This is a genomic window from Ruegeria sp. AF8, assembly GCF_056541825.1.
In genome coordinates, this window is record NZ_JBQFYW010000012.1 from 82,185 (window position 1) to 101,527 (window position 19,343).

24 protein-coding genes are annotated in these 19,343 nt (G+C 63.1%); 12 read left to right on the top strand and 12 right to left on the bottom strand.

Annotation, left to right across the window (positions count from 1 at the left end; translation table 11 throughout):
* Positions 1-35: 35 nt before the first annotated feature.
* From ACR0AO_RS17595 to ACR0AO_RS17605, 3 genes are all read left to right on the top strand, one after another.
* Positions 36-251: a putative signal transducing protein gene (locus ACR0AO_RS17595; protein ID WP_480606247.1), complete on the top strand. Its 216-nt coding sequence runs from the start codon at positions 36-38 to the stop codon at positions 249-251.
* Positions 248-1,021, top strand: coding sequence for a tRNA1(Val) (adenine(37)-N6)-methyltransferase (locus tag ACR0AO_RS17600; RefSeq protein WP_480606250.1), 774 nt, complete (start codon positions 248-250; stop codon positions 1,019-1,021). The genes ACR0AO_RS17595 and ACR0AO_RS17600 overlap by 4 nt, the downstream gene beginning before the upstream one ends.
* Positions 1,022-1,137: 116 nt before the next feature.
* Complete coding sequence (locus ACR0AO_RS17605) at positions 1,138-1,302, top strand: YdcH family protein (RefSeq protein WP_480606251.1); 165 nt, start codon at positions 1,138-1,140, stop codon at positions 1,300-1,302.
* Here ACR0AO_RS17605 and yddG read toward each other — a convergent pair.
* The 11 genes from yddG to ACR0AO_RS17660 all read right to left on the bottom strand — a co-directional run bounded on the left by yddG (position 1,299) and on the right by ACR0AO_RS17660 (position 9,724).
* Complete coding sequence (gene yddG, locus ACR0AO_RS17610) at positions 1,299-2,165, bottom strand: aromatic amino acid exporter YddG (RefSeq protein WP_480606254.1); 867 nt, start codon at positions 2,163-2,165, stop codon at positions 1,299-1,301. The genes ACR0AO_RS17605 and yddG overlap by 4 nt on opposite strands.
* Positions 2,162-3,109, bottom strand: coding sequence for a transcriptional regulator GcvA (locus ACR0AO_RS17615; RefSeq protein WP_480606256.1), 948 nt, complete (start codon positions 3,107-3,109; stop codon positions 2,162-2,164). The genes yddG and ACR0AO_RS17615 overlap by 4 nt, the downstream gene beginning before the upstream one ends.
* 301 nt (positions 3,110-3,410) lie before the next feature.
* Positions 3,411-4,133, bottom strand: a complete 723-nt coding sequence (phbB, locus tag ACR0AO_RS17620) for an acetoacetyl-CoA reductase (RefSeq protein WP_480606258.1) — start codon at positions 4,131-4,133, stop codon at positions 3,411-3,413.
* 183 nt (positions 4,134-4,316) lie between these two features.
* The gene (locus ACR0AO_RS17625) at positions 4,317-5,492 is read right to left on the bottom strand and encodes an acetyl-CoA C-acetyltransferase (protein WP_480606261.1); all 1,176 of its coding nucleotides are present in this window, start codon (positions 5,490-5,492) and stop codon (positions 4,317-4,319) included.
* Between the two features lie 197 nt (positions 5,493-5,689).
* Entirely contained in the window at positions 5,690-6,529 is an 840-nt protein-coding gene (locus tag ACR0AO_RS17630; RefSeq protein WP_480606265.1) for an EAL domain-containing protein, read from the bottom strand.
* A gap of 97 nt (positions 6,530-6,626) precedes the next feature.
* Positions 6,627-6,806 carry a hypothetical protein gene (locus tag ACR0AO_RS17635; RefSeq protein ID WP_480606267.1) on the bottom strand — a complete coding sequence of 60 codons (180 nt, stop codon included), beginning with the start codon at positions 6,804-6,806 and terminating at the stop codon, positions 6,627-6,629.
* 89 nt (positions 6,807-6,895) lie between these two features.
* On the bottom strand, positions 6,896-7,870 hold the full coding sequence (locus tag ACR0AO_RS17640) for a sterol desaturase family protein (RefSeq protein WP_480606270.1): 975 nt from the start codon (positions 7,868-7,870) through the stop codon (positions 6,896-6,898).
* A complete protein-coding gene (locus tag ACR0AO_RS17645; RefSeq protein ID WP_480606272.1) occupies positions 7,867-8,253 on the bottom strand; it encodes a hypothetical protein in 387 nt (128 codons plus the stop codon). Before ACR0AO_RS17645 ends, ACR0AO_RS17640 begins: the two co-directional genes overlap by 4 nt.
* A 59-nt stretch (positions 8,254-8,312) precedes the next feature.
* On the bottom strand, positions 8,313-8,642 hold the full coding sequence (locus tag ACR0AO_RS17650) for a hypothetical protein (RefSeq protein ID WP_480606275.1): 330 nt from the start codon (positions 8,640-8,642) through the stop codon (positions 8,313-8,315).
* An 88-nt stretch (positions 8,643-8,730) separates the two neighbouring features.
* The gene (locus ACR0AO_RS17655) at positions 8,731-9,093 is read right to left on the bottom strand and encodes a hypothetical protein (RefSeq protein WP_480606278.1); all 363 of its coding nucleotides are present in this window, start codon (positions 9,091-9,093) and stop codon (positions 8,731-8,733) included.
* A gap of 64 nt (positions 9,094-9,157) precedes the next feature.
* On the bottom strand, positions 9,158-9,724 hold the full coding sequence (locus ACR0AO_RS17660; protein ID WP_480606281.1) for a TlpA disulfide reductase family protein: 567 nt from the start codon (positions 9,722-9,724) through the stop codon (positions 9,158-9,160).
* A gap of 21 nt (positions 9,725-9,745) precedes the next feature.
* Here ACR0AO_RS17660 and argH point away from each other — a divergent pair, with 21 nt between their 5' ends.
* From argH to ACR0AO_RS17685, 5 genes are all read left to right on the top strand, one after another.
* Complete coding sequence (gene argH / locus ACR0AO_RS17665; RefSeq protein ID WP_480606284.1) at positions 9,746-11,137, top strand: argininosuccinate lyase; 1,392 nt, start codon at positions 9,746-9,748, stop codon at positions 11,135-11,137.
* Positions 11,134-11,316, top strand: a complete 183-nt coding sequence (locus tag ACR0AO_RS17670; protein ID WP_480606287.1) for a hypothetical protein — start codon at positions 11,134-11,136, stop codon at positions 11,314-11,316. Before argH ends, ACR0AO_RS17670 begins: the two co-directional genes overlap by 4 nt.
* A 91-nt stretch (positions 11,317-11,407) precedes the next feature.
* Positions 11,408-11,566 carry a hypothetical protein gene (locus tag ACR0AO_RS17675; protein ID WP_480606290.1) on the top strand — a complete coding sequence of 53 codons (159 nt, stop codon included), beginning with the start codon at positions 11,408-11,410 and terminating at the stop codon, positions 11,564-11,566.
* Between the two features lie 56 nt (positions 11,567-11,622).
* A complete protein-coding gene (gene lysA, locus ACR0AO_RS17680) occupies positions 11,623-12,888 on the top strand; it encodes a diaminopimelate decarboxylase (RefSeq protein WP_480606293.1) in 1,266 nt (421 codons plus the stop codon).
* Positions 12,889-12,924: 36 nt separating this feature from the next.
* Complete coding sequence (locus tag ACR0AO_RS17685; RefSeq protein ID WP_480606296.1) at positions 12,925-15,456, top strand: TIGR02302 family protein; 2,532 nt, start codon at positions 12,925-12,927, stop codon at positions 15,454-15,456.
* A gap of 10 nt (positions 15,457-15,466) precedes the next feature.
* On the opposite strand, the gene ACR0AO_RS17690 is transcribed toward ACR0AO_RS17685, so the two are convergent.
* Complete coding sequence (locus tag ACR0AO_RS17690) at positions 15,467-16,237, bottom strand: zinc-ribbon domain-containing protein (protein ID WP_480606299.1); 771 nt, start codon at positions 16,235-16,237, stop codon at positions 15,467-15,469.
* 184 nt (positions 16,238-16,421) lie between these two features.
* Between ACR0AO_RS17690 and ACR0AO_RS17695 the strand changes: the two genes are divergently transcribed.
* The 4 genes from ACR0AO_RS17695 to ACR0AO_RS17710 are packed head-to-tail and all read left to right on the top strand — an operon-like array spanning position 16,422 to position 19,327.
* The gene (locus tag ACR0AO_RS17695) at positions 16,422-17,099 is read left to right on the top strand and encodes a cell division ATP-binding protein FtsE (protein WP_480606301.1); all 678 of its coding nucleotides are present in this window, start codon (positions 16,422-16,424) and stop codon (positions 17,097-17,099) included.
* A 20-nt stretch (positions 17,100-17,119) separates the two neighbouring features.
* The gene (locus ACR0AO_RS17700) at positions 17,120-17,995 is read left to right on the top strand and encodes a cell division protein FtsX (protein ID WP_480606466.1); all 876 of its coding nucleotides are present in this window, start codon (positions 17,120-17,122) and stop codon (positions 17,993-17,995) included.
* Complete coding sequence (locus ACR0AO_RS17705; protein WP_480606304.1) at positions 17,995-18,735, top strand: lysophospholipid acyltransferase family protein; 741 nt, start codon at positions 17,995-17,997, stop codon at positions 18,733-18,735. Before ACR0AO_RS17700 ends, ACR0AO_RS17705 begins: the two co-directional genes overlap by 1 nt.
* Complete coding sequence (locus ACR0AO_RS17710; RefSeq protein WP_480606307.1) at positions 18,722-19,327, top strand: pyridoxamine 5'-phosphate oxidase family protein; 606 nt, start codon at positions 18,722-18,724, stop codon at positions 19,325-19,327. Before ACR0AO_RS17705 ends, ACR0AO_RS17710 begins: the two co-directional genes overlap by 14 nt.
* The last annotated feature ends 16 nt before the right edge of the window (positions 19,328-19,343 follow it).

Below are 19,343 nucleotides of genomic sequence, written 5' to 3' on the forward strand. Positions count from 1 at the left end.
GACTTTCGTCCCACCTTGCCCTTACATCCGTCCCTATGAAAGAACTTCTGCGCAGCACCGATCCAACCGTCATGGCCTTTGCATCCGCTCTTCTTAGGGGCGAGGATATAGACTGCTTTGAGATGGACGTAAACATGAGCGTTCTCGAAGGCGGGATCGGAATCTTTCCGCGGCGGCTGATGGTGCGCGTCGACGATTTCGACCGCGCGGTGCGGGTGATGAAAGACAACGAAATTCCGCTGGGCCGATGACCGGGTTTGCGGAACAGGATCTGACCTGCGACAACTTTCTGGGCGGCCGGATTCGCTTGTGGCAGCCACGCAGGGGATATCGCGCCGGTGTCGATCCGGTCTATCTGGCCGCCTCCGTTCCGGCGCGGGCGGGCCAATCGATTCTGGAGCTTGGATGCGGTGCGGGGGCGGCGATCCTGTGCCTTGCCGCGCGGGTGGACGGGCTGGTCCTGACCGGTGTGGAGCTGCAAACGGCCTATGCGGCGCTGGCACGTCGCAACGGCGCGGAAAACGATGCCGGTCTGGAGGTCGTCGAGGCCGATATTTCCGCGTTGCCCGCCGAATTGCGTCAGCGCCAGTTCGATCAAGTCATCGCCAATCCGCCCTATTTCCGCGCCGGTGCGCACAGCCCCTCGCAGGATTCGGGCCGCCGCGTCGCGCTGGGCGGGCAGACCCCGCTGGAAACCTGGATATCGGTTGCGGCCAAGCGGCTTGCGCCACGCGGATATCTGCACATGATCCAGCGTGCCGACCGTTTGCCGGAAATGCTGGCCGCCTGTATGGGCCGGTTGGGGTCGGTCGAGGTGCTGCCTCTGTCGGCGCGTGCCGGCAGGGCGCCCGAGTTGCTGATTCTGCGGGCCAGAAAGGGTGGGCAGGCGGCGTTCAGACTGCACGCGCCGGTGATTCTCCACATCGGCGAGAAGCACCTGCGCGACGAAGACCATTGCCGCCCGGAAATCGCTGCGGTTCAGCGGGACGCGGCGCCGATGCCCTGGCCCGCGAACCGATAGGCGGCCAATGGCCGAATTTGAAGAATTTGTGACAGATTCCGTGCTGAACCCGCGTGACAGTCCGAAACCGATATGCTCAACTCGTACTGTACAAATCACTGAGAAGGAGGATCGCCATGAGCGTGAGCGCACATCTGACCGAACTGAAACGGAAGCATGCTAACCTCAGTCTCGAAGTAGAAGAAGCCCAGCGCTCCCCAGGTATCGATGATCTCCATATTGCTCAACTCAAGAAGCAAAAACTCAAACTGAAAGAAGAGATCGAACGGCTTTCGAGCTAAGGTTTGAGGCTGGCGCGTGCCGCGATGGCGGCACCGCCGGTGATGAACAGGGCCGCAATTGCCAGACCCCAGGTCGGGGCGGCGATACCGGCCAGAACCAGCACAACGGTAGACAGCAACGGCGCGGCGTATGAGCTGGTGCCGAGAATCTGAATGTCGCCGTGCTTGACCCCTATATCCCAGACATAAAAGGCCAGTCCCACTGGCCCTAGTCCCAGCGCCACGGTCGCGGCCCAGGCCAGTGTTGTCGGTGGCCAGACCGTTTCTTCGACCGCAAAATGAAGCGCCCACGACGCGATCGCCGTCAAAACGCAGAACACGGCGACCGAGCTTGTCGGCACTTTGCCCAGCCGCCGCGACAATACGGAATAGCCCGTCCAGGTTAGTGCGCAGAGCAGTGCCAACGCATAGCCGGGAAGGTATTGCGCCTGAAACCCGGCGCTGCCGCCGCCGGTGATGATCAGGGCGGCGCCGGAAAAGCCCAGAACGGCACCGATCAGATGCCCGGCACGCAGGCGCTCTCCGGGCAGCAACCCGGAAAACAGGACGATGAGAAGCGGCCAGAGATAGGCGATCAGGCCGGCCTCGGCCGCTGGGGCCATGCGGAGGGCGGAAAAATACAGCGCGTGATACCCGAACAGGCCCAGAGCGCCGAACAGGAACACCGAGGGGCGCACATCCTTCAGTTGCGCCAATCCACCCGTCCGCACCGTCCAGATCAGGCCCAGAGTGCCGCCAATGCTGAAGCAGACCGCGTTCAAAAGAAGCGGTGGCGTCGGGGCCGAGCCGACGGTGAACAGCGCCAGCAGCGACCAGAGCAGGACGGCGGCAAATCCGATGGCGGTGGCGCGGTTTCGGGTCATTTTTGCGGGATGTCCTCGACCGGGATGATTTCGAAATCGTCCGAGATATGCGCGGTCTTTTCGATCTCGGCAAGAAACCAGTCGCGAAAGGCGGCGATCTGCGGCCGGGTTTCTGCGCCTTTCAGGCACAGAAACCGAAACCGTGCCCTGGTCTCGATGGCGATCCTGAATGGCGCGACCAGCCGCCCCTCGATCAAGTCCTTGATGATCATCGGACGCCGCCCCAGCGCCACACCCAGACCCGCGACCGCCGCGTCGATGGCGTGATCCGCATGTGAAAAATGTGCGCCATGCGTCGGGACGAAATCGATACCCACGGCGCGAAACCAAGTGGGCCAGTCGCACGGCGGTCGCAGAAATTCGGTGGATTCGTCGTGGATCAACGGCGCCTGAGTCAAGCTTTGCGGCGTCGGAAAGCGTTCTGCCAGTTCCGGGGTCATGACCGGCGTCAGCCATTCCTTCCTCACCGGCACCGAATACAGATCGTCATCCTGTCCATAGCCAAAGCGGATCGCGACATCGACCTCATCCCTTTGCAGATCCATGTTGCGCAAGGTGGCCGAGAACCGCAGGTCGATCTCGGGGTGGGCGCGGGCAAAGTCATAAAGCCGTGGCGCAAGCCACTTCGCAGTCAGCGCCGGGCCCGCGGTAACGGTGAGCGTTGTGTTATCCGAAAGCCGCCGGGCGGACGACCACGCGGCTTGCAGGCCGGCAAACCCGTCTGCCGCGCCTGGGGCAAGGGCTTTGCCCGCGTCGGTCAGTTCCACGGCGCGGTTGAGGCGGCGGAAAAGTGGCCGTCCCAGATGTTCTTCCAGCGACTTTATCTGAAAGGACAGCGCCGCCGGGGTGACGTTCAGCTCTTCCGCCGCGCGGGCGAACGACATATGGCGCGCGGCGGCGTCAAAGGCGCGCAGGGCGGTCAGCGGAGGCAGGCGGTCACTCATGGTCAGTTAAGTAAAACTAAACTGAATGATTGAAAAGTCTCGTTTGTGGTCATGTAAAAAAGAAACCATGCTGTCGTCAGATCAAATCAAACTGATGCAGAGGGAAGCTGATATGTTTGAAGCACCGACCAATGCCGCAACGCGATGCGCCTTTCGGCGCGCGCATGACGAGCGGGGCAAAGCCCTCAGGCAGGTGATTTTGTGGATACTGGGTTCCCGCTGAGCGCAGCGCGCGCGTTCTTACGGGATGAAAGAAGGGCCGGTCCCATCGGACCGGCCCTGTTTTGTGACCGGCGTGGGATCAGACGAAGAACTGAGCGCCGTTGGCCGAGATGGTCGAGCCGTTGATGAACTGCGAATCGTCCGACGCCAGGAAGGCGACGCAACGGGCGATTTCCTCGGGTTCGCCCAGGCGGCCTGCGGGGATCTGGCCGATGATCGATTCGCGCACCTTCTCGGGCACCGCCATCACCATTTCAGTGGCGATATAGCCGGGGCAGATGGCGTTGGCGGTGATGCCCGCGCGCGCGCCTTCCTGCGCCAGCGATTTGACGATGCCCAGATCGCCCGCCTTTGTCGCGGCATAATTCACCTGCGCGAACTGCCCTTTCTGGCCGTTGATCGAACTGATCACGATGATGCGGCCAAACTTGCGCTCGCGCATGCCCGGCCAGACCGGATGTACGGTGTTGAACACGCCGGTGAGGTTGGTGTCGATCACCTGATGCCACTGTTCCGGCGTCATCTTGTGGAACGGCGCGTCGCGGGTGATGCCCGCGTTTGCCACCACGATGTCGATGGGGCCGACCTCGGCCTCGACCTTGGCGATGCCCGCAGCGGATTCCTCATAGTCGGCGACGTTCCATTTATAGGTCGCGATACCGGTTTCCCCGGTGAATTTCGCCGCAGCTTCGTCATTGCCCGCATATGTGGCGGCGACGTTATAGCCTTCGGCCTTGAGGGCTTTGGAAATTGCCGCGCCGATGCCGCGGGATCCGCCGGTGACGAGTGCTGTACGTGCCATTGAGGAGTCCTCCGATTTGAATTGTCTTGGTAATCTTGCTACAAACTATGCCGCAGATGCGCAATATTGTTTCGCGAAGAAATTCAGGGCTTTCGTGCAAATATTGTCGCAGGTGCAGAAAAAACATGGTGTCAAAGAAAAGGCGCCCGAAAGCGCCTTTGACTATCTTTGATTGCGGACCTCTCAGTCGCGCTCCACACACAGGGCGACGCCCATGCCACCACCGATGCACAGGGTCGCCAGACCTTTTTTCGCATCGCGGCGCTTCATTTCGAACAGCAGCGTGTTCAGAACACGGCAGCCGGAGGCACCGATCGGGTGACCGATGGCAATCGCGCCGCCGTTCACGTTCACGATGGCCGGGTCCCAGCCCATGTCCTTGTTCACCGCGCAGGCCTGCGCGGCAAAGGCTTCGTTGGCCTCGACCAGGTCCAGATCGTCAACCGACCAGCCCGCCTTTTCCAGCGCCTTGCGCGAGGCATAGATCGGGCCGACGCCCATGATCGACGGGTCAAGACCGGCGGTCGCATAGGATGCGATGCGGGCCAGAGGCTCAATCCCGCGCTTTTCGGCGTTTTCGGCGCTCATCAGCAGGGTTGCGGCGGCACCATCGTTCAGTCCGCTCGCGTTGGCGGCCGTGACCGAGCCGTCCTTGGTGAAGGCCGGGCGCAGTTTGGCCATGGCTTCCATGGTGGCGCCGTGGCGGATGTATTCGTCCTTGTCCATCACGATGTCGCCCTTGCGGGTCTTGATGGTAAAGGGGACGATTTCGTCAACGAATTTGCCCGCGTTCTGTGCGGCTTCGGCCTTGTTCTGTGAGGCGACGGCGAATTCGTCCTGCATGTCGCGGCTGATCTGCCATTTCTCGGCCACGTTCTCGGCCGTCTGGCCCATGTGATAGCCGTTGAAGGCATCCCACAAACCGTCACGGATCATCGTGTCGATATATTTCATGTCGCCCATCTTGTGACCGGCGCGCAGGGCGGCGGCGTGGGGCGACAGGGTCATGTTTTCCTGGCCACCGGCGGCCACGATCTCGGCATCGCCCAGCTGAATGTGCTGAGCGCCCAGTGCCACGGCGCGCAGACCCGAGCCGCAGACCTGGTTGATGCCCCAGGCCGCGCTTTCCTGCGGCAGACCGGCGTTTATATGCGCCTGACGCGCGGGGTTCTGGCCTTGGGCAGCGGTCAGGACCTGACCCATGATGGTTTCGCTGACTTCGCCTTTTTCGATGCCTGCGCGTTCGACGACCGCTTCGAGAACGGCTGCGCCCAGATCATGTGCGGGGGTATTCGCAAATGAGCCGCCAAAACTGCCGACACCGGTCCGTGCGGCGGATGCGATTACTACGTTGGTCATACAGTCAATCCTTTACCGTCATAGTCTTTCGGGAAATGTGACGGCGCAGGTCATCGGGAGCGCATCCCTCGACATGCAGAGCGCCTCGCTATCCCCCGCTCTAACACCCATTGCCATAACGTAATGCTGCAGTTGCAGCAACGGTCAGCTTGTCTCACCTGATCCGTCCGGGCGGTGCGCCGCTTTTCGGGCGCGGGCTAAGCGCTGGCCCGGTCTTGCTTTTTTGCTTTCCAGGGCGGTGCGATCGAGGGCGCGCCGAACAGGAACCCCTGCAGGCAGTCGACGCCGTAGTTAAGCAGAAACTCGGCCTCCTCGCGGGTTTCGACCGATTCGGCGGTGACGAGAATATCGAACTCGCGGGCGACGGCGACCAGGGCGCGGATCAGCGCCTGATTGTCGGGATTCCGATCAACGCCGCGCACGAACTGGCCGTCGATCTTGGCCGCGTCGAACAGGAAATCGCGGAAATGGCGAAAGCTGAAGCTGCTGGACCCATAGTCATCCAGCGCAAAAGCGATGCCGCGGGCCTGCAACCGATCCATGAAGTCGATGACCAGTTCGGGCACCTGCATTGCCGACTTTTCCGTGATCTCCAAAATCAGGCGTTCGCCCAGTGTCGGGTTTTTGGCCAGAAACCTGTCCAGCACCGCCGACCAGCGGGAATACCCGATAGAGCGGGCCGACATGTTGATCGACAGGCGGATATCGGGGTTGTGCGCCATCTGACGCAGGCCGATTTCCAGTGCGATGCAATCCAGTTCTCGGCCGATTTCGGTGTCTTCGACGTGCGACATGAACTCCCGCGCGGGGATGATCCGGCCGGTTTCATCCAGAACCCTTATGAACGCTTCATAAAATGCGGGCGCATACGGAGGGGATGCCTGCACGACGGGCTGAAAAGCGAGCATGCACTGCTTGTGCCTGACCGCCTCGGTCGCCATCCGGAGTGCGGAACGATCCCGACCGGTTACCGCCGCACTCAGCGGGTTGTCCGCCCCTTCCGATATTGCTGCCTGTTTGATTTTGCGCCTTCGCATCCCGCCAACCGATTCCTGCCGCCATACGGAATCAGTTTGGTGGCCGAAGGGTGAAGCTTCGGTTAACTGCGGTATTTTGAGAAAATGCCCCGGAGTTTCAGCGCGCCGACAGCCGGGCCAGAACCGCGCCGGTCAGCGCTCCGACCGTGCCCGCGCCCATCAGGCCGTACCCGGCCACGATCACCACGGCGGGAAGTGCCGCGCTCAGGGCAGCAATCATCGCCAGAACCAGTCCGATCAGACCGATTGCGACCGAATAAACCGTGGTGCTGCTCATACTGGCCTCCGACAAAAAACCCTGAAACGGATTGCCTGCATATGGGGGCAAAGATCGGAATTTCAAGCGCACCGGCGAACCGTCGCCTGTCACGAGGCCGGTTTGCCGCCTGAAACAGCCCCGGCACGGCCGGTTCGTTCAAAGCCCGGCGTGCCCCTCAGCTCGGGGTGGAGGGTCAGATGTCTGGCCTTGATCCGGTCCGAAGTGTCGCGGCTGCCATCATGGCTGTAACCCGGTGGGCCAAAGGCATAGGCCAGGCGCTGCCGGGCCGTCAGCCCCGGCTGTGCGATGTCCCGGAAAATGGCCACCCATTCGTGAAAGGCCACGCGCAGCGGATTGAACGTGGCAATGTTATGGACCAGTCCGTAATCGACCTTGTCATTCGCCTGCTCGGGCACGAAGGTTCCGAACATCCGGTCCCAGACGATGAAAACCCCGGCATAGTTGCAATCCAGATAGCGCGCATTGCGCCCATGATGCGCCCGATGATGGCTGGGCGTGTTCATCACCGCCTCGAACCAGCGGGGCATCCGGCCGATGGCCTCGGTGTGAATCCAGAACTGATAGATCAGGTTCAACCCTCCGGCAAACAGCACCATGGCCGGGTGAAAGCCCAACAGGATCAGCGGCGCGCGCACCACCATCATGAAGGTGAACGTATAGGTCCAGGTCTGTCGCAGGGCGGTGGTCAGGTTGTAGTGCTGGCTGGAATGATGGTTCACGTGGCTGGCCCAGACCCAGCGGATGCGGTGACCGAACCGGTGCACCCAATAGTACCGCAGGTCGTCGAGAACAAAGCACAATACCACCACCGGAATGGAAGTGCCCAGATCCAGCGGCGTCAGCCGCCACAGCCACATGAAGAAGGCCCAGGCGACAAAGCCCAGCAGCAGGCCCGAGGCCACGTTGCCCGCCCCCATGATCAGCGAGGTCACCGCATCGCGGGTTTCATACCGTCCGCCCCGGCCCCTCAGGGCGATCCACAGGAATTCAGCCAGAATCGCGGCGATGAAGAACGGCACCGCCCACTGGACGACATCGGGATAGGTGATCTGGTCGCTCATGGCCGCCTCAGCAGGTTTCGCCAGTGCGGACGCTCGGTTTCGTCCAGCCGGACGAGGGCATGCGGCGCTCCGAAATCGTGGAAAAAGATCTGCAGCCCCTGCGGATGATCCAGCCAGTCATAGTCGGACAGGTGCCGGCCCACGGTGTCGGCGCCAAACGACCACAGCAGGCCCGCGCCCATGTCGGTCCGCACCAGCGCGGCATGGCCGCAATGGCTGAGCGTTGCGTCGATTACGTGATCTTCGGGAAAGTGGCGGGCCCATTCGGCACGCACGCTTTCCGGGGTCAGGATACGCAGTCCTGACCGTCCGTTCAGGTGCAAAAGCAGGGCAATCCCGGCAATGCCGCCGACAACCAAGAGCAGCAGAATTTCCAGCGGCATCGGACCCTCCTGCCGCCAATCTGCAAAGACGGCAGGACGCTGTCAAAGGTGGCGTCGCGTCAGCCCGGCTGCATCTGGCCCAGAACCTCGTGCCGGACCACCCGTTCGACAAAGGGCACCAGCCCCTCGGGGCCGGATTGCCGGTCTTTCAGGTGGATACAGATATCCGGGCGCCGCGACGCGATGATGCCGACCAGCGCACCGCGAACCGTGTCGTCCAGCCCCGCGCCCATGATGGCGCAGGCGATGCGCGGCTCGGTCTCCAGCTGGCGCTTCACTTCTTCCTGATCATGCGCGCCCAGCCACTCGATCGGCAGATGTTCGAGTTTCTGCGCCACATCTCCGATCACGTTCGGCAGGCGCCCAATCAGCAGAACCACAGGTTTCATTGCGGCCTCCTTTCCCCGGCTGCGCATGAGAACCGGCTCGTAACGAGCCGGGTTCAGTGTAGCATAAAATGGAAAAGACGACGTGGTTCTAATTGGAAATCGTGAAAGTCGCCGATTCACCTTTTCCCTTGTCGCGGGTGAACGTGACCTGATTGCCTTCAATCGCAACCTTCTGGCAGTCTTCCGGCAAGGCCTTGTCACCAACAACGACATTGCGGCACCAGTACCTTCTGTTCCAGGCCCATGCGCCGACCACCTTGGCTTTGTTCCGGCCGACGCCCGAGATTTTTCCGTCCGCTGATATTACGAACCAAGTCTCTCCACTGACCAGTTTCTTGCCGGCCACAGACTCCAGGAACTGCTGCTTTTTGCGGATGTCCTTTGCTTCGGCGCCAGTTGCCGCCATCAGGAACACGCCGACCACAGCCGCCAGTAAGGCAGTCAATTTCATAGCTAATCCCCCCTAATCAAAGGATGAAACAGTAGCATGATTCGGCGATTGTGTCTCTGTCTGGTCAGCTTTCCGCGCTGAGCAGGGTTGAAATGATGGCTTTGGCGCTGTCGGAATTCCACTCGGCATCTCCGATCAGGCGGGCGATTTCGCGGCCCTCAGGGTCGATGATTACGGTAATCGGCAGACCGATTACGCCCATCTCGCGCGCTACGGCCTGTTTCGGGTCCTGATGGCGTGGCAGGTTGGTGATACCGTTTTCTTCGAAAAACTTCTTGATCCCGGCGGGTGTGTTGCGCCCGGTCGCCAGGGTCAGAACCTGAAACTTGTCGCCGCCGAATTCTGCCTGCAATTCGGCGATCTGCGGCATTTCCTTGCGGCAGGGCGCGCACCAGGTGGCCCAGAAGTTCAGCAACACGTACTTGCCCCGGTAATCTGCAAGCGATCCGGTACCCTTGTCATCCTCGAGCTCGAACTCGACCACTTCGACGGGTTTCGGCTCGGAATGCAGGATCAGCCGCTTCAGGCTGCCGTCCCTAAGCGATTCGAGGGTTGCGACATCCGCGCCCATCGCGGTGTTTGCACCCAACGCGAGGGCCATATAAAGGGGGATCAGACGAAACAGGCGCATATCAACTCCGGGTTTTCCAACATGACCGATCAATCCTCGAACCAGATGTGGGGCGGCCGCTTTGCCGCCGGGCCAGACGCGATCATGGAGGCAATAAATGCTTCGATCGGGTTCGACAAGCGGATGGCGGCGCAAGACATTGCAGGCTCGCGGGCCCATGCCGCCATGCTGGCCGCCACGGGTGTCATAACTGATAGCGATGCCGAGGCCATTCGGAAAGGGCTGCTCACAGTCTTGTCAGAGATCGAGCGGGGAGAGTTCCAATTTTCGACCGCACTGGAGGACATTCACATGAATGTCGAGGCGCGGCTGAAGGAGATCATCGGAGAACCGGCGGGCCGCCTGCACACGGGCCGTTCGCGCAATGACCAGGTGGCGACGGATTTCAAACTCTGGGTGCGCGACCAGCTGGATGCGGCGGAAAGCGGTCTCGTTGCGCTCTTGCGCGCGCTCCTCGGCCAGGCCGAGGCGGGGGCCGATTGGGTCATGCCCGGCTTTACCCATCTGCAGACCGCGCAGCCGGTGACCTGGGGCCACCATATGATGGCCTATGTCGAGATGTTCGGCCGCGATCTGTCCCGCGTCCGCGACGCCCGCGCCCGGATGAACGAATCGCCGCTGGGTGCTGCGGCGCTGGCGGGGACGTCCTTTCCGATTGACCGCCATATGACAGCCGAGGCGCTGGGCTTTGACCGTCCCGCCGCCAACTCGCTGGACGCCGTCAGCGACCGTGATTTCGCGCTGGAATTCCTTTCGACGGCCTCGATCAGCGCCGTGCATCTGTCGCGCTTTGCCGAAGAGCTGGTGATCTGGTCCTCGGCCCAGTTCCGGTTCGTGACGCTCAGCGACCGGTTCTCGACCGGCTCGTCGATCATGCCGCAGAAAAAGAACCCCGATGCCGCCGAACTGATCCGCGCCAAGGTGGGGCGGATCTTTGGGGCCAACACCGCGCTGATGATGGTGATGAAGGGTCTGCCGCTGGCCTATTCCAAGGACATGCAGGAAGACAAGGAGCAGGTGTTTGACGCCGCCGACAACTGGATGCTGGCGCTGGCGGCGATGGAGGGCATGGTCCGCGACATGACCGCCAACCGCGAAAGTCTGGCCGCCGCAGCCGGCTCGGGCTTCTCCACCGCCACCGATCTGGCCGACTGGCTGGTGCGGGTGCCGGGCCTGCCATTCCGCGACGCCCACCACGTTACCGGTGCGCTGGTGGCGCTGGCCGAGAAGAAGGGCTGTGACCTGCCGGACCTGTCGCTGGACGAGATGCAGTCGGCCCATGCCGGGATCACCGCAGATGTCTATTCTGTCCTTGGCGTGGAAAATTCTGTAAACTCGCGCCAGTCCTATGGCGGCACCGCCCCGTCGCAGGTGCGGCAACAGATCGAGCGGTGGAAGGCGACTCTCGGATGACCCTGATTCGAACCATTTCGATTCTCGTAGTGGCCTTGCTGCTGGCCGGGTGTGGTGCGGATGGCGAACCGATACAGCCGACAGTGAGCGCAGGCGTCGGCGTTTCGAGCAGCGGTATCCACACCGCCGGCGCCGTTGGCCTGCAAAAGGGGCCGGTCGGCGTCTTTTTCGGATTCTGAACGGCCTGACGGTTGATCCATCACCAGCGGTCACCATTTTGAGATCGCAGCAGCCTGTCCGGCTGTGATTTTGAAAGCTGAAGGCGCTCGAATGAAAATTGCCGTTCTGATCCTGCCCATCCTTGTTCTGGCGGCCTGCGAGACAGGTACGTCGTCGGCGCCGGCAGAGCCACGATGGCAGTCCGAACCAGCGGAGCCCGGCATCCGGGTTTCGGGTTATGCCCGTGTCGGGGTTTCCAGCAGGTTTTGAGGCAGCCACGCGGAATCATTTGATCCGTATGCCTCTTTTGGTCTAAGCGCGGGCGCATGGATCACTTCATCTATCGCGACGGCGCGCTTTTCGCCGAAGACGTTCCGATAACCGAGATCGCCGCTTCGGTGGGGACCCCGTTCTATGTCTATTCGACGGCCACGCTGCTGCGGCATTTCCGGCTGTTCGACGAGGCGCTGGAAGGCACCGATCACCTTGTCTGCTATGCGATGAAGGCGGCCAGCAACCAGGCCATCCTAAGGACGTTGGCGCAGGCCGGGGCGGGGATGGACGTGGTTTCGGTCGGTGAATACCTGCGCGCCAAAGCCGCAGGCGTGCCGGGAGAGCGGATCGTGTTCTCGGGTGTCGGCAAGACGGCGGATGAGATTCGCACCGCTCTGACCGGCGGCATCCGGCAGTTCAACGTCGAATCCGAGCCCGAGATGGAAGTGATCAACGCCATCGCACTGGAATTGGGCACCGTCGCCCCCATCACCGTGCGGGTGAACCCGGATGTGGATGCCAAGACCCATGCCAAGATTGCGACCGGCAAGTCCGAGAACAAGTTCGGCATCCCCATCGCCCGCGCCTCGCAGGTCTATGCCCATGCCGCCAGGCTGCCGGGATTGGAAGTGATCGGCATCGACGTCCATATCGGCTCGCAACTGACCGAGCTGGAACCGTTCGCACTGGCCTACCGGAAAGTCGCCGAACTGACCGGACAGCTCCGCGCCGAAGGGCATGACATCCGCCGCCTCGATCTGGGCGGGGGGCTGGGCATTCCCTATACCCGCTCGAACGAGGCGCCGCCGCTGCCGGTCGAATATGGGGAATTGATCAAGAAAACCCTTGGTCATCTGGGCTGCGAGATCGAGATCGAGCCGGGCCGCCTGATCGCAGGCAATGCCGGGCTGATGGTCAGCAAGGTGATCTATGTGAAATCAGGCGAGGGGCGCGATTTCCTGATCGTGGACGGTGCGATGAACGACCTGATCCGCCCGGCGATGTACGAGGCATATCACGATATCGTCCCGGTGACGGAACCCGAGCCGGGACAGGAGGCGCGCAGTTATGACATCGTCGGGCCGGTCTGCGAAACCGGCGACACTTTTGCCAAGCAGCGCGACATGCCCCCGCTATCCGCCGGCGACCTGATCGCGTTTCGCAGCGCCGGGGCCTATGGCGCGGTGATGGCCAGCGAATACAACACCCGCCCGATGATTCCCGAAGTTCTGGTCAATGGGGATCAATTCGCGGTTATTCGCAAACGTCCGACCTTTGACGAAATCATAATCCGCGATACCATACCCGAGTGGCTCTGACGCGATGACCGCGCGGGCCCCGGCAGGAGGCCCGCTGTGAACGTCAAGACACCACTTCCGGTTCCCAGACTCACCCTGTGGCTGACGCGCGCGGGTCTGTTGGCCGAACAGGTGCTGCGGTCGTTCTGGCCCGCAATTTCCATCCTGATGGCGACGCTCGCATTGCTGATGCTGGGCCTGCACGACCTTGTCCCGACCGAGGCGGTATGGGCCGTCGGCGCAATTGCCGGTCTTGGCCTGCTGGTGACGCTGGGCCTGGGCATCAGGCGGTTTCACTGGCCGCGATACGCCGATGTGCTGGCGCGACTGGACGAAACCCTGCCGGGTCGCCCGATTCAGGCGCTTCTGGATGATCAGGCCATCGGGACGATGGACCGGGCCTCAGTCGCCCTGTGGCAGGCGCATCAGCATAGGATGGCGGCGCGCGCATCGCGGGCACGCCCCGCCAGGCCCGACCTCAATCTGGCGGCGCGCGATCCGTTTGGCCTGAGGTATTCCGCACTGATGACGCTGGTGGTCGCCGTGCTGTTCGGATCGCTGTGGCGGATCGGCTCGGTTGCCGAAATGGCGCCCGGCGCGGCCACGGCGGCGCAGGGGCCGACCTGGGAGGGCTGGATCGAGCCGCCGCGCTATACCGGGCGGCCGACGCTGTACCTGGCCGATCTGCCCATTGACCCGATCGAGGTGCCCGGGGGCAGCCGTGTGACATTGCGGTTTTACGGGCAGGTGGGCGCGCTGTCCCTGACCGAGACCGTTTCGCAAGCGGGAACGCAGGATGCGACCGCGACCGAACAGGAGTTCCGGTCGGACAGGTCCGGTGTCCTCAGGATCGACGGGCCGGGCGGGCGGGCATGGACGCTCGACGTCGTGCCGGACCAGCCGCCATGGATCAAGGTGACGGGCGCGGCCGAGGCGGAACCCGGCGGCCAGATGATCCTGCCCTTTGCCGCCAGGGATGACTATGGCATCACCGGCGGCGAGGCCGTCATCGAACTTGACCTGGCCGCGGTTGACCGCCGGCACGGGCTGGCTGCCGATCCCGATACCCGCGACAGGATCACGGTGCAACTGCCCCTGCCGATCGCCGGGGACCGCAGCGATTTCGAAGAGGACCTGATCGAGGATTTCTCGCAGCATCCATGGGCGCATCTGCCGGTCAGGATCACTCTGTCGGCGCTGGATGCCCCCGAGCAGCGAACCGATGCCGCGCCCTATGCCACCGATCTGCCCGCCCGGCGCTTTTTCGACCCGCTGGCGGCCGCGGTGATCGAACAGCGGCGCGATCTGCTGTGGGCAAAGTCGAACGCTGTGCGGGTGGCGCAACTGTTGCGCGCGGTCTCGCACCGGCCCGAGGATGTTTTCCGCTCGGAAACCGCCTATCTGCGGCTGCGTGTGATTCTGCGGCGGCTGGAAACCTTTACCGAATTCGGCCTGAAGCCCGAACAGCAGGCCGAAATCGCGCAGGCGCTGTGGGATCTGGCGATCCTCATCGAGGAAGGCACCCTGAGCGATGCGCTGGAACGGCTGCGCCGGGCGCAGGAACGCCTGACCGAAGCGATGAAGAACGGGGCTTCGGATGAAGAGATCGCGGAACTGATGCAGGAACTGCGCGAGGCCACCGACGACTATCTGCGACAGCTGCAGCGGCAGGCGCAGCAGGACGGCACGCAACAACCGCAAGGCCCCAACGGCGAATCCATGCAGATGACTCAGGATGATCTGCAGCGCATGATGGACCGCATTCAGGAACTGATGGAACAGGGCCGGATGGCCGAGGCGCAGCAGGCGCTGCAGGAGTTCCAGCAGATGATGGAGAACATGCGCGTCACCCAAAGCCAGGGCCAGAACGGTCAGTCCGAAGGCCAGCAGGCGATGGAAGGGCTGGCCGAGACCCTGCGCAACCAGCAGGGGCTGAGCGATCAGGCGTTCCGCGATTTGCAGGAACAGTTCAACCCCGGCGCCCGGTCCGGTGAAAGCCAGAACAACGAAGGCCGCTCGGGCGGCCAGGGCCGCGGCCAAAGCCACGAAGGCCAGGGCGGGCAGAACCCGGGCGACCAGCCCGGAGAGGGCCAGCAGGGCCAGGGTACGCTGGCGGACCGGCAGCAGGCGTTGCGTGACGAGCTTCGCCGGCAGCAGCAGAACTTGCCGGGGCAGGGCACGCCCGAAGGTGACGAGGCGCGGGATGCGCTTGGCCGTGCGGGGCGGGCGATGGAAGGCGCCGAAGAGGCGCTGCGCAACGACGATCTGGCGGATGCCATCGACCGCCAGTCCGAGGCCATCGACGCGCTGCGCGAGGGCATGCGGGCGCTGGGCGAAGCTCTGGCGCAACAGCAGGGCCAGCCGGGACAGGGCACTGAAGCGGGCGATATGCAGGCCCGCAGGCGCGACCCGCTGGGGCGCAATCAGGGAGCTGTCGGTTCGATCGAAACCGACGAAAACCTTTTGCGGGGCGATGATGTCTATCGCCGCGCCCGCGAGCTGCTGGATGAGATTCGCAGGCGCAGCGGCGAAACCGACCGTCCGAAAATCGAACTGGACTACCTCAAGCGGTTGCTGGAACGGTTCTGATCCCGGATCGTCAGGGCTGAATGGCGGCGGCCTTGGCCTCGAGCCAGACGCGCGCCTGATCGACCATGGTGACATAGGCCTGAAGCATCGGATCGGCCTGCGGAATCGAATGCGATATCTGCGCGGCGTTGCCGTATACCATCATCAGCCCGACGCCCAGAATGACGATCAGCGCGAAACCGCGCAAAAATCCGGTGGACCCGCGGCTGGTGCTGCTCCGCGAAGCCGCGCCGCTGGTTCTGCCGTTGTCTCTACCACGTAGCGAAGAGTTGATCTCGTCGACATCCGGCAGCGCATTGCTGCGCGGCATCGTGGATGCCGGTTTTTCGGGTTCGGGCTTTGGCGGCGCGTTGCTGACGGAGGCCGTCTCCAGCCCAAGCTCTGGCTGGCTTTCCAGTGAGTCGGCCTCTTTGGCGCGAAGCTCTGATTCCCGCGCGGCCTCCTCGCGCAGGATGTTGGCGACAGCGGGATCCAGGCTGCGCTCGCGCTTTGGCTCGGGGGCCGGTGCGGCGGCGGGTTCTGGTTCAGGCTCCGGGGTCTGTGCCGTTTCCGGCGCCGCCCGCATATTTTTCTGCAAGGCGATTTCCACCGGGGAAGGTGCCGACTCCTCTTGTTTTGCCGGTTCCGGCGGGCCACCCGGAATTTCAACCCTGGGATGATCCGGATGATTCTGAAACCAGATCTCGTCGCAATTCGAGCATTGCACATCGCGACCGTTTGTCGGGATAACTTCGTCCGGCACCTCATATTTGGCACTGCATTTCGGACATGTCAGACGCATACTGCCTCCAGGCCTTGCTCGCGGCGTGTGTGTGGTTTTTTGCTGAATGATAATCGTTTACAACCAGTAGGCAAAGGGCGTTTTCAAAATCATTCCACAACTGCGCCATATCCTGGGCAGGTGCGGGCATTGAAACCGACACCCGCCTGAGGCAAGAAGGCCAAAATACCAACGGGAGCGGGAATTGATCGAGCTGGACAATGTAAGCTGCGGCTACGGTGGACGCGAGTTGTTGTGCGATGTTTCCGTGCAACTGTCGCCGGGCTCGTTTCATTTTCTCACCGGACCGTCCGGGTCGGGAAAGACGACCTTTCTGAAACTCTGCTATGGCGCGCTGGTTCCGACGTCCGGCTCGCTCAGCGCCTTTGGCCAAAACATGCGGGGTTTGGACCGTGACCAGTTGGCAGTGCTGCGCCGGCGGATCGGCGTGGTCCATCAGGACTGCCGCTTTCTGGATCATCTGTCGGTGACCGAGAATGTCTCGCTTCCGCTGCTGGTGTCCGGCCGCGATCCCAAGGACGACGAAACCAACTTGCGCGAATTGCTGCAATGGGTCGGCCTGGGCGATCACGCCGACGCCCATCCGCAGGAACTGTCGGGGGGTGAGCGGCAGCGTGTGGCGCTGGCAAGGGCGGTGATCATGTCGCCCGACGTGGTGCTGGCGGACGAGCCGACCGGCAATGTCGACTGGGACATGTCGCAGCGGCTGTTGCATCTGCTGATCGAGTTGAACCGGATGGGAAAGACGGTGGTTGTCGCAACCCATGACATGAGCCTGATCCGGGCCGTCAAGAACCAGATACAGGCGCGGGTTCTGCGGATATCCCAACGGCGGCTGCAACTTGCGGGGGCGGATCTGTGAACAGGGAAGTGGTCCGCAATATGCTGCGCGGCGACAAGCGGGCGGACCGTGTCGTGCCGCCGACCGGCATCACCGCCCGGCTGACAGTGTTCGTGTCCGCCGCGATGGCTTTTCTTGCGGTGTTCGCGCTGGCGCTGTCGCTGGCGGCAGGGCGGCTGGCCGACCGGTGGGCCTCGGAACTGGCCAGCGCGGCCACGCTGCGCATCAGCGCCCCGGCGGAACAGCGCGCTGCCCAGACGGACGTGGCGCTGAAGGTGTTGCGGCAAACCCCAGGCATCGCCTCGGCGCGGGCGCTGTCGAGCGAAGAGCAGGCGGCGCTCCTGTCGCCGTGGTTCGGGCCGGATCTGCCGCTGGACAGCCTGCCCGTGCCGCAGCTGATCGAGATTCTGAAAGACGAGAATGGCTATGACGCGGCTGGCCTGCGCCTGCGGCTCAGCGCCGAGGTTCCCGGCGCGGTGCTGGACGATCACACCCGTTGGCGACAGCCTTTGGTCGATGCGGCGCAGGCGCTGCGGCGGCTGGCGCTGATTTCCGTTCTGCTGATCGGCGGGGCGACGGCGGCGATGATCACGCTGGCGGCCAACGCGGCGCTGTCGGCCAACGCCCAGGTGATCGAGGTGCTGCGCCTGATCGGCGCCCGCGACCGGTTCATCGCCGGCGCATTCGTGCGCCGCTTTTCGGTGCGCGCCCTGATCGGGTCTGCCGCCGGTGTTCTTTTCGGCATAGCGGGGGTGCTGCTTTTGCCGGACGCCTCGGACGCCGGAGGGTTCCTGACCGGGCTGGGCTTTCAGGGGGCGGGATGGTTATTCCCCTTGCTGATCCCGCCTTTGGGCGCGATTGTCGCCTTTGCCGCCACCTGGGCTGCGGCGCATCGCAGATTGAAGGAGCTATCATAGTGGCAATTGCGTTCCAATGGCTTCGCTCTTTGGTCTTCGTGATCGTGATCTATGGCTGGATGGGTGTTCTGGGCATCCTGTTTGCGCCCTATGCCCTGTTTTCGAAACGCGGCGCGCTGCGCGCCTGCAAGCTGTATGCGCGTTCGACGATCTGGCTGGCGCGCTGGATGCTGGGCCTGCGCGGCGAGGTGCGCGGGACGGTGCCGACCGGCGAGGTGATGATCGCCGCCAAGCATCAGTCCTTTTTCGATATCCTGCTGATATTCGACGCGGTTCCGCACGCCAAGTTCATCATGAAACGTGAATTGCTTTGGACGCCCGTGATCGGGCTTTACGCCAAGCGGCTGGGCTGCATTCCGGTGAACCGGGGCAAGAAGGGCGCCGCCATCGCCAGGATGGTCAAGGATGTGGCCAGGGAATTCGAAGAACCGGGGCAGCTGATCATCTACCCTCAGGGCACCCGCGTCGCGCCCGGCGCGCACAAGCCCTACAAGGTCGGTACGGCGGTGCTGTACGAAGGGCTGAACAACCCATGCGTGCCCGCCGCCACCAATGTCGGCGTGTTCTGGCCGCGCACCGGCATCCTGCGCAAACCCGGTCACGCAATCGTGGAATTCCTCGATCCGATCCAGCCCGGCGTCGAGCGCGGGGATTTCATGGCGCGGCTGGAACAGGATGTCGAAAGCCGGTCGAATGCGTTGATGCGGGAAGTGGGGTTCAATCCCGATGCGGTTCATTGAAGATATCGCGGCGCTTGAAGCGCTTTACGGCACCCCTGCCGCCCCTTCGCTGAGGAAGGTGGCGCGGCGCATGACGCCGCTTTATCGCAAGTGGATCATGGCCTCACGCCTGTGCGTGCTCAGCACGGTGGGGCCGGAAGGCACCGATGGCAGCCCGCGCGGGGATGACGGACCGGCGGTGCTGGAACTGGATCCGGGCACGCTGGCGATGCCCGACTGGCGCGGCAACAACCGGCTGGACAGTTTGCGCAATATCGTCGCCGACCCGCGCGTGTCGCTGATGTTTCTCGTCCCCGGTTCAAACACCGTGGTGCGGGTGAACGGCCAGGCCCGCGTGGCCGCCGACGAGGGGTTGCGCGCACGCTTCGAAAAAAAGGGCATCCTGCCTGCCACCGTCATCGTGATTGAAATCGACGAAATCTACATCCAATGCGCCCGCGCCCTGTTGCGGGCCGGAACTTGGCAGGGGCAGGACGAAAGCGCGGGCCTTCCCACCATGGGTCAGATCCTGGCAGAACTGACCGGCGGAGAAGAAGGCGGAGAAGCCTATGATTTGGCGTGGCCGGCGCGGGCCGCGCGCACCATGTGGTAACCGGTTTCGCTCGGGC